We start from the raw sequence: 13840 nt of genomic DNA, 5'->3' as shown, positions 1-13840 counted from the left end.
CGGGGGCGGCAGACACACGCCCCGCGCTGCGCTGCCGCGTCGCTGTGCTGGCTGCGCAGAGTCCGCGGTGTGCTGGCTCGGCGGCGCTCAGCGCGCTACTGCTCCTGGCCCTGAGCCGGGTGGGACTTCCATCGCGGAACGGCGTTCTCATCGGTCTGCTGCAGGTTCAGATCCAGCACAGGAGCGGGAACACCAAACGCGTCCACCAACACCTGAGACCACGGTCCCAAAGAATCCACCAGATCGTTCAGGGACGCGCGAGCCTGCTTCGTGCGCTGAGCCGACAACATGCCCTGCTCCAAATACCAGGCGGCATTCCTCACCACAAGATCCATGAAGTACACGTCACGAACCTGCTCGAACACCTCGGTGGCTTCCTCCGTGTCCAGGTTGGACTCCGCCTCCAGCAGTGCCTCGAACAAGATGCGGTCGATGTGCGCCTGAGCTACCGTCAACAGGTGATCCTGGGCGCGGTCCACAATCTTCGCCGCCTCGTCCACTGGTGCCTTCTTCGCCGCACGCAGACGGCGCGCCAGCGAGAGCATCAAGCGGTCCTCACGCTCGGTGAGCAGCTTGACCTGCGTCGCCGGGTCAAACAGGGACGTCTCCTCCGAATCGGAGAACGTATCCATCAAGTTCTGCACAATCTTGTCCGCAGCCGTGCGGCGGCGTAGCAACGAGCTGAAGTTATCCAAGCCGAAGCGCACCATCTCCAGGTTGGACATGGAGCTCAGCTCCTTGGCGAAGCCCGTCATCAGCTCCTTCGCGGCCAGCTGAAGCATCACCACATTGTCGCCCTCGAAGGTGGTGAACACATCCGAGTCCGCCTTAAACGTAGTCAGAAGGTTCTCCGCCATGTAGCCGGCACCACCACACGCCTCACGCATCTCCTGAATGGTGTCTGTGGCGTGCGCCGTGTTCGCCACCTTCAACGCCGCTGCGTGTGCTTCCACCTCGCGCTGGTTGCTCTGCTGCTCCTTATCGGCCGTCGCGGGATCCAGCCCCAACTGTTCCAGCTCGTGTATACGCGCAATCAAGTGATTCGTCGCCAACTGCAGCGCATAGGCGCGCGCCACGCGTGGAATCAGACGCAGGCGATGCTGGCGGTATTCAATCAGTCGCGTTTCTGGGAGGCTGTCATCGGGAGCGAACTGTCGGCGTCGGTTTGCATAGGTCACACCAATCGCCAACGCGGAACGGGCAGCAGCACCCGCAGCAGCACCCACGGTCACACGTCCACGCACCAACGCGCCCAACATCGTAAAGAAACGACGATTCGGGTTCTCGATCGGGGAAGAATAGTTACCCTGCTCATCCACATCACCGAAACGGTTCAGCAGATTCTCACGAGGCACACGCACATTCTCGAAGAACAACGTGCCATTATCCACGCCCTTCAGGCCACCCTTGTAGCCATGGTCGCCAATACGCACGCCCTCCACGGCGGAGCCGTCATCCTCGCGGATACGCACCACGATGCAGTGCACGCCGTGGGACTCCTCCACACCCGGGGTGAACAGCTGGCAGAACACCGCAGCGAAACGGCCATCGCGGGCAGCGTTACCGATGTAGGCCTTCTCCGCGGACCAGGTGGGGGAGTTGATGATGAACTCCTGAGTGTCCGGGTCATAGTGCGCCGTGGTTTCCAGCGACTGCACATCCGAACCGTGGCCGCGCTCCGTCATCGCGAAGCAACCCAACGCCTTCAGATTGATCAGATCCTCCACGAGCTGCTTGTGGCGCTCCGTGCCCAAGTTGCCCACGGCGCCGCCCCACAGGCCCCACTGCACACCAGACTTCACCATCAGAGACAGATCCACGTGCCCCAGCATCTCGATGGAGGTCAGGCAGCGGCCGGTCTCGCCCGTGCCGCCCTGGTCCTTGCGGAAGGAATCCTGCGGAAGGCCGGACTCCAAGATTGCCGGCAGCTTGTCCGTGATGTAGGCACGGGAGTCTTCCAGGTTCAGGTCCACGCGGGGCAGCATGTCTGGATCACTGAGAGTGTCACGCATGATCGCGCGGGCTTCGGGGAAGCTGCCGTCCAAGACGGTCTGCAGGTCCTGGGTGACCTGCGCCAGCAGTTGCGGATCCTCCTGGACGTTCAGCTTGGCGGGAGCCTTCTGGGAGCGACGCACAGAGCCCTTCGACTGGTTGCCGCGGGTGGAGGCGCTAGTGCTTTTCTCCCCCAAAGGGGTCTGTGGTGAAGAACTAGTGACATTATTATTGTGAGTCATGGCACAAGGTTACATGCGAAACACTACAGTGAGGAAGGCCTGACTAAAATTTAGTTGACGAGGTGGGAGCAAAGATTTATGACACAACACCACGAACAGAGTGACAACAGCAGCAGAAACAACAATGCTGCGGCACATGACACGCCCCAGAATGCGAGCCAGCACACGACCACTGCGAAGCAGCAGCGGCGCCCCAAGAATTACTGGATCTTGGTGGCCTTCGCGGTCTTCATTGTGGCCTGGGGAGGCAACGAATTCACACCCATGATGGTGTTTTACCGCCAGGAACATGTCTTCGGAGCCGTGTTCGTGGAGTCCCTCCTGGCGTGCTACGCAGCCGGAATTGCGATTTCCCTGCTGCTGTCCGGTCCGCTCTCGGACCGCTTCGGCCGCAAGATCGTGATGCTGCCAGCGCCGCTTATCGCACTGGTCGCCAGCCTGCTGATCGCCGTCGGTGAGGTTAATGAGCCGTTGATCTTCACCGGCCGCGTGCTGTCCGGTATTGCCATCGGTTCGGCCATGACCGCCGGTGGCTCGTGGATCAAGGAGCTGTCCAACCCCCGGCTGGATCCCTCCGCACGCCCCAACTCCGGCGCTAAGCGCGCCACCATGTCCCTGACCGGTGGCTTCGCCCTGGGCGCGGCGTTGGCAGGATCCCTGGCGGAATGGGGACCTGCGCCGGGCCAGACCACCTACGTCATCCACGCCATTCTTGCCGCCGTGGCGATGTTCGGTTTGCTGTCCGTGCCAGAAACCAGGCAGAGCGCGCACCTGAAGGTCAAGGGCTCCCTGTGGTCCGACCTGCTGGTGCCCACTGCCCGTCACCCTCGCTTCCTGCTGGTGGTTCTGCCCATCGCCCCATGGGTGTTCGGTTCCGCCGGCGTGGCCTACGCCATCATGCCGTCCCTGGCCCAGAAGGGTGTGGAGTACCCCATCGCCTTCTCTGCTCTGGTGACGGCACTGTCCCTGGCCACCGGTTTTATCGTGCAGCAGTTCGTGCACCTTTACACCAGCCCGCGGGATGCCCGCGGCCCACAGCTCGGACTGGTGCTGGCCTTTATCGGCATGGCCCTGGCGGCCTATGTGTCCGAGAATGTCACCAGCTGGGGTGTGCTGGCCGTGGCTATCATCCTGGGACTGGCCTACGGTATCTGCCTGATCTCCGGCCTGGGTGAGGTTCAGCGCCTCGCCGGCCCAGATGACCTGGGTGGACTGACAGCTATTTTCTACACGGTGACCTACATCGGCTTCTTCTTCCCGATGATCCTGCGCCGCCTGAACGACTGGTTCACCTACCCGATGATGCTGGGCTTCGGCGCCGTGATGGCCGCCCTGTTCTTCGTGGTAGTGACGGCTAATTCGAAGAAGTTCCTGCCGGAGAATCCTCAGGATTCCCAGTAGCGCCAGCCTCAGGCGCGACAGCGCTGACCGCGCCAGCCTCCGGCGGAATGGCGTTCTGCAGCGCGATGGAGCGCGCAAGTCGCGCGTAGCGCAGCTCCTGCTCGCGCAAGCGAATGTACGTGGACATCGTGACGAACATGAACGCCACAATCAGCCCGTAGAGCAGCAGATCCGTCCCGCGGGACACACCCATCCAGCGCGCCACCACGGTCAGGTCGTCGGGACGGATGATAGCCCACACGCTGGCCAGAAGAAACAGCACAAAGCCAATCTTCACGCCTGCCTTGGCGCGCGCCTTTCGTCGGTTTTGGAGGAAGTACAGGACCAGGCCGATCACGGCCACCAGCAGGATCAGCTGAATGAGGGTTGTTCCAATGCTCATAGCTTTTTCTCGATCACGGCAACTTTCTTGCGATAAACCCATCGGCCACGATGTTCACACCGTTGAGGAGGCTTTGCCCCTTGGACATGGAGTATTCCGTGTACAGAATATCGACCGGCTCCTCAGAGACCCGCCACTGATTGTCCACCATCGCCGTGACGAATTCGGAGGCGTGGCTCATGCCGTTCATGCGCAGGTTCAGGTCGTCCGCCACGCGCTTGTTGAACACGCGCAGCCCGTTGTGAGCATCGGAGAGTCCCAGCTTGCGCGTGGTGGGGGACAGCAGCACCACGGTCTTCAGCACGATCCGCTTCAGCAGCGGCACTTGGGAGTTGTCTTGCCCGCCAAAACGCGTGCCGGTGATGATGTCTACCTCTTCGGTGCGCAGGCGTTCCAGCATACGGACGACGTCTTTCACTTGGTGCTGGCCGTCGGCGTCGAAGGTGACGAAGTAACGCGCACCCGGTTGATTTCGCGCGTATTCCACACCGGTTTGGATCGCTGCGCCCTGGCCGAGGTTCACGGGGTGGTTGGTGAGGTGGGCGCCGGCGCGGTGAATCTCTGTGGCGGAGTGGTCGGCGGATCCGTCGTTGACGGCCACGATGTTGGGGAAGGTGGGCAGGGCGTTGCGGATGACGTCGCCGATCACGGTTGCTTCGTTGTAGCAGGGAATGATCAGCCACACGTCGCGGTTGTCGCGCCCCGCGGCGGGCTGCTCATGGGTGTGTGTGTCAGTGTGTGTCATGTTTCAGCGGTGGAAGAGGATGCTGTACACGCGTGTCAGTGTTGTTCTGGGGAGCGCGCGGTACAGGCTTCTGGCAAGTAGGTTCAATATAGCCCGTGGCCGGGTGATGAGTCCGTAGCGACGCAGGTTGGCTTGCATGACGCGTTCTGCCGCGAACATATCCTTGCCGGTGCGGCGGTCGAACATGGCCTCCGACGCCCGGAAGTACGTCAGCGGCTCAGGCTGGTTGTGCAGGGTTTTCCCGGCGGCGATCATGCGGGCCCACAGGTCGTAATCCTCCATCAGGTGGACGGGCTGGTAGCCGCCGACCTCCTCCAGCGCCTCGCGCCGCATTATCACCGAGGGGTGGTTCAGCGGCGAGTTGATCCGGGCGTAGCGCACGATCTGCCGGTGCGTTTCCGGCAGGACGCGGGACGTGGTGCCCATCTGCGTGATCGTGTGGATTGCGGTGTGTGCGTCTTTATTTTTTATCCACGACGCCCACATCGCGTCATCGAACTCAGCCACCGATGTTCCCAGGACATCGATGGTGGGGTTGCTGCGCAGGAACTGGACTTGCTTCTCGAAGCGGGTGGGGGCGGCGAGGTCGTCGGAGTCCAGGCGCGCGATGAACTCTTCGGTGCAGTGGGGTAAGCCTTCGTTGGAAGCGGCGGCGCTGCCCTGGTTGTGAGGGGTGAACACGCTGTGGACGGTGCCGCCGGTGGCGGAGTAGGTGGTGATGAAGTCCTCGATGATGTGGCGCAGGTCCTCTCCGATGGGGCCGTCTGCGACGATGACTACCTGGGCGGCGGGCAGCGTTTGTTCCTTCAGGCTGCGCAAGGCCCAGGTGAGGTCTTCGGGGCGGGTGCGGTGGTAGGTGGTGAGGAGAACGGAGACGGGGGCGAGGGTGGTCATGGTTGTGTGAGGTCCTGGGTGGTCGTGGGGGTGGGTGCGGGTGCTGCTGCAGGCGTGGTTGCGCCGTGGGTGGGTGCTGTGGCGTGTGCTGCTGCGCGCCGCGCTGAGAGCGTGAGCACCGTCAGGTGAACGATCACTCCGATCAGCGGGGCCACGCCGAGTGCCAGGATGGAGCGCCATTCTGGTGTGCCGTCCCAGCTCAGCACCACGATGGCAGCGACGGTGGAGATGATCCAGCCCAGGGAGTAGAGCGCGTGCTTATCCGCGGCGAGGGCGGCGCTGCCCGTGATCATCAGCACTGCGGTGGACGCGGAGGCCAGTGTGAGGGCGGCCAGGACCCACTGATCAGAGATCAGCTCCTCCCGGAAGAACAGACGCATGATCGGCTGGGCCAAAAAGTAGGCGGCCACGCTGCCCACACCACCCAGCAGAAGTACTGCGGCGATGGGCTTCACAGCTGCCGAGAGGATGGTGTAGCGATTCTTCGTGAAGTGCACAATCAGTGCCGGCTGGAAGCGTTGGAGCGGGACCAGGATCGGGGCGCGAGTTAGTGTGACGGCGGTGATGGTGGCGGCCAGTGCGCCGCCGGCCACGGAGGCATCCGTGGTGAACTTCAACAACACGCTGAATCCGGTGATCATGACCGCGTTGGCACCGGAGGCGACCATGGCTTGCAGCACGCGGCTGAGGAAGGGGCGGAAACTCACGTCGGCCCTGCGCGGCAGCAAGGCGCGCGTGGCAGGGGACAGCGCAAGGACAGCGAGCCACGTCGCCGCGCCCAGTACCGTGACGATGAGGAACGCCAGCAGATCCCACCCCATCCACCAGGCCACGGCCGCCAACGCCAAGCGGATGCCGGAATCCACGCTGATGAGCACCGCGAAGGCTGTCCAGGCCTGGGCTGCGGACAGCAGGCCGCAGACCGTGGCCTGGAAGGCATAGCTGAGCAGGCCGAGCGTCAGCAGGCCCACTCCCCATCCTTCCAGGTGGGGACTAATATCCGACGCCCACAACGGCCCCGTGGCCAACGCCAAGAGTCCCGTCACGCCAGCAATGATGGCCGTCACCACGAGCGGGCGCGCAGTGGGGGAGGCCTGCGCGCTGCGCTCTTGTGCGAACTTCCCCTGCGCGTTGCGCTCTTGTGTGGACTGGCCCTGCGCGCCGCGACCCTGCGCATCCTGCGCCGCAGTCACCGCGCGCGTGGTCTCCTGCATCAACCCGTCCAGCACACCAGTCAGCGCGAAGAAGAGGCTCCAATAGACCATAAAGGCCTCGTAGCCCGCGGTATCCATCGCGCGGCCAGCAACTGTCAGCACGGCATAGCCGGCAAGTGCCACGAACACCGTGGCGAGCGTCATCGCTTTCATAGGCTGCAGGACTCTCCCGCCGGCAAATCACGCAACGCCTGCTCATCCAGCTCAGGGCGTGGATGATCCGGGGACTCTGGGAAGGCGGGAAGCTGGGGGGAGTGAAGCCAGGCGTCGAATATCATATCGGCAGCCTCACCCGACACGCCGCGCAAGCCAGCGATCGTGCGGCGCACCATGTTCTCCCAATCGCTGGTCTCCACCAGTCCCGTGCGGTGGTCGCGGGTCCACTGTGTCAGCAGATCGAAAAAGGCCTCGTCGCCCAGCAGCACACGCACAGCATGCACCGCCAACGCACCTCGCTTGTACACGCGATCATCGAACATGTCCTGCGCGCCGGGATCCACCAGCACCATATCCTGCGGCTTGGCCCGCAGTCCCTGGTAGTGAGCCCACGCGTGATGAGCAGCGGGGATACCGCGGGAATGCTCGAACCACAGCCACTCCGAGTAGCACGCGAAGCCCTCGTTGAGCCAAATATCTGACCACTCCACCAGACCCACGGAATTGCCGAACCACTGGTGCGCCAGCTCGTGGGCGATGAGGCGCTCGTACGTGCCCTGACCATCCGCGTGGTTGCAGCCGAACATGCTCAGCGCCTGGGCCTCCAGGGGGATCTCCAGCTCCTCGTCCGCGATGACCACCCCGTACTCTGGGAAGGGGTAGGGGCCGAACATCTGGCTGAAGGCCTCCACCATGGCGGTCTGCTGGGCGAAGTCCTTCTGAACCTTCTCCCGGATCTCCCGGGCTTCCGGCGTGCCGGCGGGAAGCCACGCGTACACCGGCACGGTCTTGCGGCCGATCGTCGCGGCGGGCAGTTCGTGGCGCTGGAAGGGGCCCACGTACACGGCGGCGAGGTAGGTGGACATGGGGTAGTTCACCTCGAACACGCGCGTGGTGGACGCGCCCCGGGAGCGTTCGCTGCTGAGCTGGCCCGTGGCAAGGGCGGTGGTGTCCCGGCTGGCCGTGATCGCGATCCGGTAGGTCGCTTTCTCATCCGGGGTGTCATCGCAGGGGAACCAGGAGGCGGCGCCGGTGGGTTGGCCGGCGACCAGCGCGCCGTGGGTGGTTTCCTCCCAGCCCACGTCGCCCCACTGGGAGGGCAGGGGGCGAGGGGTGCCGCTGTAGCGGATGCTGAGGTCGAAACTCGTGTCCTCCGGTAGTTCCGCGTCCATCGTGATGTGTAGCTTGTTGTTGCTGTGGCGGAAACGTTTAACCGACGCCCGCGGTCCGCCTCCGTAGACACGGAGGCTGACCTTGGATACCTTCAGCGTGCTTGCTAAGTCCAGGCTGAGCGTGGTGAGCGCCCGGTAGTTCTCGACCGTCAGCACAGCGGTGGCCTGGAGGTGGTTGGGGCCCACGTTGTAATCCAGGTCCAGGGAGTAATGCAGGACGTGGAAACCCAGGTTGTAGTCAATCCCCGTGTAGGGGTCCCGGGGTCCAGAAATGGAAGAGCTGCGATGCGGACGGGAATAAGTCACACATCGCAGCCTAGTGGGCTCTCCGCTGCAGACCAACTATCATGCCCGAAAATAGCCGAAGTCATGAGGGCTGGTGGGGTGGCGGCCAGCCGCAGGGGATTGCCGCAGGGCCTAAGAACTCAAGCCGAACTGACGACCCAGCTCCGTGGCGGAGCCCACCAGCGTTCCAGCCTGAGCATCCTGGTAAGGATCATTCTCCGGCTGTGGGTGGGACTCGGCGGTGCCCAGGCCCCTGGTCATGACTGGCCAGTAGGCGCGCATGTCATCCTGCCAGTAGCCCCACTGGTGGGTGCCCTGTGGGCGGAAGTTGTAGGTCACAGGGATTCCCAGGGCGTTCGTCTTGGCTGCCAGCTCGTGGGTACAACCGTTGGTTGCTGCCTCGATTGCGCCACCTTCCACGAGGACCGTGGCGGTGGCCCTAAGTTCGTTGTGGATGCGTGGGGCGGACAGGATGTCATACGGCCCAGCCAAGCCGGTGGCGTTGGACACGTAGATGTTTTCCTGGCCACGGAGCTTCTCGGCATTCAGCAGAGCGTCATTGTAGCGAGCCCTCTCCGAGAATGGGCCGCCCCACATCGTCTGCATGTTGGTGCCGCCACGGTTCAGGGTGATGTCAATGAAGGCAGGGCCCAGGCCGGTGGTTGCGGAGGCACAGCCGGAGAAGGAACCGATCGTGTCGTACAGGCCCTTGTGGTGCTGGGCGTAGTTCAGCACCGTGCTGCCGGACATGGACAGACCCGCGATGCCGCGCTTGCCGTTGGCCTTCAGCGCAGGCTCAATGGCCTTCGGCAGTTCCTGGGTCATGAAGGTTTCCCACAGTTGCTTTCCGCCCAACTCTGGCTCCTCGTTCACCCAGTCCGTGTAGTAGGAGAACGCTCCGGACATAGGAATCACGATGTTAGCGCCGATGCCGGGGGACTTGGTGGCTTTAAGGGTGCCCGAGTCCAGGCCCTTGTCTCCGTAGAGAGCCTCGTAGGGGTTTCCGCCAAAGTACTCGATGACGTCCGTCTGGACGATCCAGTTGGCTCCGCCCTCGCCACCGTCAGCGCCATTGAGCAGGTACTGGGTGGGAGCGTTATCCCGCTGAGCTGGGTTGCGAGGCTGAATGACGGCCACCGGCACCAGACGATTCATCGTGTGGGACTTGATGACGTACACGTGGACGTTATCGAACGGCCGGAATTCCTTGTCTTCGGTGTGAGCAAGGATATTCCGGAACTTCTTGATCTTCTCCACCCACGGGGCTGCCTGGATAGGCTTTTCTTCGCGGTTCGAGTCAACCCACTTCATGGAGTCATTGCCCTCGAACTTTCCGGCGAAGAACTCGTCGTCCATGGCGACGATCTCACCGGCAGGAACGGTACCGGAGTACTGATCGCCAGCGATCTGGTCGACAGGCGTGCCGGCCGTGGCGGGTGCAACGGAGGCGATGGAAACTGGTGCCAGCGCAGCCAGGGTGGCTGCGGTTACGCGGAAAATGCTTCGCTTCATCGTGTAGGTCCTTATATTTATATGTGGGATGTCCTCTATGAAGAGTGTCAGTAACGCTGGCTCCAGTGGAGGCCTAAGCCGCGTAAGCAACAGCGTTGTCTACAGCCTTAACGACTGCTCAGGCGGTGATATTACCGCGCATTCAGTATTCTGTCAGCTTTTTTTCTCTTACGGGGGCAAAATAGATGGGAGGGGTGAAATGTTTTCCTTGATCCTCCCAGGGAGGACAATAAACGCCCAGGCGCGTACGCTGGTTAAGCGTGAGTGAACATTATGACGTAGTAGTACTCGGAGCGGGCCCAGGTGGCTACGTCTCCGCCATCCGCGCAGCCCAGCTCGGCAAAAAAGTTGCCGTGATTGAAAAGCAGTACTGGGGTGGAATCTGCCTCAACGTAGGCTGCATCCCCTCCAAGGCCCTGCTGAAAAACGCCGAAGTTGCCCACATCTTCAACCACGAAGCCAAGACCTTCGGTATCTCCGGCGACGTATCCTTCGACTTCGGCGTAGCCCACAAGCGTTCCCGCAAGGTCTCCGCCAGCATCGTCAAGGGCGTGCACTACCTGATGAAGAAGAACAAGATCACCGAAATCAATGGTCTTGGCTCCTTCACCGACGACCACACCATCGAGATCACCGATGGGGAGGACGCCGGCTCCACCATCACCTTCGACAATGCCATCATCGCCACCGGCTCCGTTGTCCGCTCCCTGCCGGACGTGGAAATCGGCGGCAATATCCTTTCCTTCGAAGAGCAGATCCTGAAGGAAGAGGCTCCCGAGTCCATGGTCATCATCGGCGCGGGCGCCATCGGCATGGAATTCGCCTACGTGCTGGCGAACTACGGAGTGGACGTCACGGTCGTGGAGTTCATGGACCGCGTGCTCCCCAACGAGGACAAGGACGTCTCCAAGGAAATCGCCAAGCAGTACAAGAAGCTGGGCGTGACCCTCAAGACCGGCCACAAGACCACCGCCGTGCGCGACCTGGGAGACTCCAAGGGTGTGGAGGTGGATATCGAATCCGCCGACGGCTCCAAGTCCGAAACACTCAAGGCCGAGCGCGTCATGGTATCCATCGGCTTCGCTCCCCGCACCGAGGGCTACGGCCTGGAGAACACCGGCGTGAAGCTCACCGAGCGTGGCGCCATCGACATCGACGACGAGATGCGCACCAGCGTGGACCACATCTTCGCCATCGGCGACGTGACCGCTAAGCTGCAGCTCGCACACGTCGCGGAGGCTCAGGGTGTTGTGGCGGCGGAAGTGATCGCCGGTGCCGAGACCGAGCTGCTGGGTGACTACATGATGATGCCCCGCGCTACCTTCTGCAACCCGCAGGTGGCCTCCTTCGGCTACACCGAGGACCAGGCCAAGGAAAAGTTCGAAGGCCGCGAGATCAAGACCGCTAGCTTCCCCTTCACCGCCAACGGCAAGGCCGCGGGTCTGGCCGAAACGGCTGGCTTCGTGAAGATCGTGGCCGACGCCGAGTTCGGCGAACTGCTGGGCGCACACATGGTCGGCGCGAACGTGTCCGAACTGCTGCCGGAGCTCACCCTGGCACAGCGCTTCGACCTCACCGCCGAGGAAATCGGCCGCAACGTGCACACCCACCCAACTCTGTCCGAGGCGATGAAGGAAGCCGCCGAAGGCATCATGGGTCACATGATCAACCTCTAAGCATGTGATGCCGTGAGCGCCGGGCGGTGATATTACCGCGCGCACCGTGCACCCAGCCGCCCCCTCCTGTGGGGGCGGTTTCTTTATGTATTTTTACCTATACCCGCATGCATCGGGTGAGTTTTCGTGGAACGGTGGAGCGGCGGCGTCGAATTATAAATGCAGGTAGGGGCAACAACGGGGGATTATTCAGGGGGTAAAAACACACAGGTAATTGTTGAGGAATGTGGCGGACACTTACATTGTGTCAAGAAACTATAACGTTGGTGTCGCCCATCTACCTTCGCGGATCGTGGCCCCGCAGCCGCCCGGACGCCGCGAAGCGTGGACACCCCGACCGAAAGAGGACTCTATGCGACTCACCACCCTCACAGCACGCCGCATCGCCAGCGCGGCTCTTGCCGTGCTCGCAGCTGTTGGACTCAGTATGCCCGCCGCCTCCGCAGCCAACCTCGTGAGCCAGCTCCCCGGTGCATCCGCAGAAGGAACAATCGTCGTCACGGACAGCCCCCGCGTGACCGTCACCGTGGGCCCGAACACGGCAGAGGATCAGAACGTCACTGTCACCGTCAAGAACAACTACGACAGCTCCTTCCGCTGCGCAGCCCCAGGCGCCATCAAGGATGCGGCGAAGAAGCCCGCCGAAGTGCCGAACGTGCTGACCACGGCAGACATCGTGTCCAAGTCCGTGGCGTACTACCGCTCCAAGCCCTTCGTTCCGAAGGACAACCTGACCGTCCCATTCATCGGCGCGCTCCCGATCGGCGAGTTCCTGCAGTTCGTGCCGGAAGGGCTCATCGGCCGGCTCCTGGGCGAGGACATCAATTCCCGCGCCGAGCTGTTCCGCAACTGGGAGAAGGCCCGCCTGGCTGGCCAGGCTGCGGAAATCACGCCATTCACCCTGGCCCCAGATGAAACCAAGGAGATCACCGTCCCGCTGGACGCGCCAGCTTCCGGGCCGCGCACTGACTTCCAGGCAGCCGCCTTGCTGTACTGCGTGGACACTACCAGTAACCCGCAGCAAGCTTACGTGTTCGCGGGCTATGAAAAGACCGAGCCGCCGAAGGCTCCGCAGGGGTCCCAGGGATCGTTGGGAGCCTTGACCCCGCGCGAACCGGCCGGCAATGGCCAGCCTCAGAACCCCTTCGGTTCGCTGGGGTCCCTGGGTTCCTTGAGCTCGCTGGGATCGTCCTAAGTGCGTCAGCCTTCTTCCCCTCGGCTTTCTTACTAGCCACTTCTTCCCCTCTTTTCCGCCCTGAGCCTGCCGGCTCATACATACGAGCCTGCGGGCTCATCACACACACGAGGTGCCATCCATGAGGATCACAACCCTAACCACCGGCCAGAAAACCACCCGCCGTACCCTCGCCACCGTCATTGCGGCAACGGCCGTCCTGAGCGCGGCCGGGCCACTTGCCGGAACTGCCGCTGCTGCGAATGTTGTCCCCGGGGCCAACAACTCAGGCAAGGTTGTCGTGAGCGATTCCACCGCCCTGCAGGTGACTGTCCATGCTGCCGACGCCAGCGCGACCGCCATCACCGGCTCCGTCACCAACACGTCCTCCGATACGTTTACCTGCTCTGGAATCGGTGCTGCGGATCCCAATGCCGGAGGTCCAAGCGCTGGGGACATTGCTCCAGCCGATGTGGTGTTGAAGTCTCAGACGTACTACAAGAACAATCTCTACCGGGAGCTTCCGTCGCTGCCGCTGAACATCTCGGGTCTTCCGATCATCGGCAACTGGAAGCTGGGGGATCTTGGCCTGGGATCGGTGGCATCGATCTTCCAGGAGTTCGGTGGCCTTGCCGGTCAGGCGAACAAGGCCCGTTCCGAGATCTCCGAGGGATACAACCAGGCCCGCGTGGCAGGGCATGCCGGTCAGATCCCCACCTTCACCCTGGCACCGGAGGAGACCCAGAAGTTCTCCGTGGCACTGCCACATCCCACCTCCGGTGCCCGCACGGACTTCGACGCCGCAGCCTTCATCATGTGCACCAAGGATGACACGAAGCAACCTCACCTGTTCGTGGGCTACGAAGAGGGAACCACCGCGCCGACAGTGCTGAACCATGGAACGTTGGGCAGCGCTGGATCTTCTGGGATGAATGCCTTCGGATCCCTGGGGCGCCTATAGAGGGAGTTTGTCGCAGGCACCTGGAGAGGCGTCT

Annotated in this window: 11 protein-coding genes; 4 read left to right on the top strand and 7 right to left on the bottom strand. The window is 62.6% G+C overall.

The genetic code is table 11. The annotated features are described in order from the left end of the window. Positions 1–95: 95 nt before the first annotated feature. A complete protein-coding gene (locus IAU67_RS09220; RefSeq protein WP_151842349.1) occupies positions 96–2234 on the bottom strand; it encodes an acyl-CoA dehydrogenase family protein in 2139 nt (712 codons plus the stop codon). Positions 2235–2312: 78 nt separating this feature from the next. Here IAU67_RS09220 and IAU67_RS09215 point away from each other — a divergent pair, with 78 nt between their 5' ends. Continuing rightward, positions 2313–3635 (top strand): MFS transporter, encoded by a 1323-nt coding sequence (locus IAU67_RS09215; protein WP_151842348.1) that lies wholly within the window; start codon positions 2313–2315, stop codon positions 3633–3635. On the opposite strand, the gene IAU67_RS09210 is transcribed toward IAU67_RS09215, so the two are convergent. From IAU67_RS09210 to IAU67_RS09185, 6 genes are all read right to left on the bottom strand, one after another. Then, positions 3589–4017: a DUF2304 domain-containing protein gene (locus IAU67_RS09210; RefSeq protein ID WP_151842347.1), complete on the bottom strand. Its 429-nt coding sequence runs from the start codon at positions 4015–4017 to the stop codon at positions 3589–3591. The two genes, IAU67_RS09215 and IAU67_RS09210, sit on opposite strands and share 47 nt — an antisense overlap. Before the next feature lie 13 nt (positions 4018–4030). Then, the gene (locus tag IAU67_RS09205) at positions 4031–4762 is read right to left on the bottom strand and encodes a glycosyltransferase family 2 protein (RefSeq protein ID WP_151842346.1); all 732 of its coding nucleotides are present in this window, start codon (positions 4760–4762) and stop codon (positions 4031–4033) included. A gap of 3 nt (positions 4763–4765) precedes the next feature. Next, entirely contained in the window at positions 4766–5656 is an 891-nt protein-coding gene (locus tag IAU67_RS09200; RefSeq protein WP_151842345.1) for a glycosyltransferase, read from the bottom strand. Further along, positions 5653–7023 (bottom strand): hypothetical protein, encoded by a 1371-nt coding sequence (locus IAU67_RS09195; RefSeq protein WP_187767903.1) that lies wholly within the window; start codon positions 7021–7023, stop codon positions 5653–5655. The genes IAU67_RS09200 and IAU67_RS09195 overlap by 4 nt, the downstream gene beginning before the upstream one ends. Then, positions 7020–8504 carry a M1 family metallopeptidase gene (locus tag IAU67_RS09190; protein WP_151842344.1) on the bottom strand — a complete coding sequence of 495 codons (1485 nt, stop codon included), beginning with the start codon at positions 8502–8504 and terminating at the stop codon, positions 7020–7022. Before IAU67_RS09190 ends, IAU67_RS09195 begins: the two co-directional genes overlap by 4 nt. A 111-nt stretch (positions 8505–8615) precedes the next feature. After that, positions 8616–9995, bottom strand: a complete 1380-nt coding sequence (locus IAU67_RS09185; protein WP_151842343.1) for an alpha/beta hydrolase — start codon at positions 9993–9995, stop codon at positions 8616–8618. Between the two features lie 260 nt (positions 9996–10255). Here IAU67_RS09185 and lpdA point away from each other — a divergent pair, with 260 nt between their 5' ends. From lpdA to IAU67_RS09170, 3 genes are all read left to right on the top strand, one after another. Then, complete coding sequence (gene lpdA, locus IAU67_RS09180; RefSeq protein WP_151842342.1) at positions 10256–11671, top strand: dihydrolipoyl dehydrogenase; 1416 nt, start codon at positions 10256–10258, stop codon at positions 11669–11671. 352 nt (positions 11672–12023) lie between these two features. Then, the gene (locus tag IAU67_RS09175; RefSeq protein WP_151842341.1) at positions 12024–12866 is read left to right on the top strand and encodes a hypothetical protein; all 843 of its coding nucleotides are present in this window, start codon (positions 12024–12026) and stop codon (positions 12864–12866) included. A 121-nt stretch (positions 12867–12987) separates the two neighbouring features. Beyond that, entirely contained in the window at positions 12988–13806 is an 819-nt protein-coding gene (locus IAU67_RS09170) for a hypothetical protein (RefSeq protein WP_151842340.1), read from the top strand. Positions 13807–13840: the final 34 nt, after the last annotated feature.

Source organism: Corynebacterium zhongnanshanii (assembly GCF_014490575.1).
In the GTDB taxonomy this organism is placed as follows: Bacteria; Actinomycetota; Actinomycetes; order Mycobacteriales; family Mycobacteriaceae; genus Corynebacterium; species Corynebacterium zhongnanshanii.
Note: the sequence above shows the minus strand (reverse complement) of the source record. Positions and strands in the feature narration are given on the sequence as shown.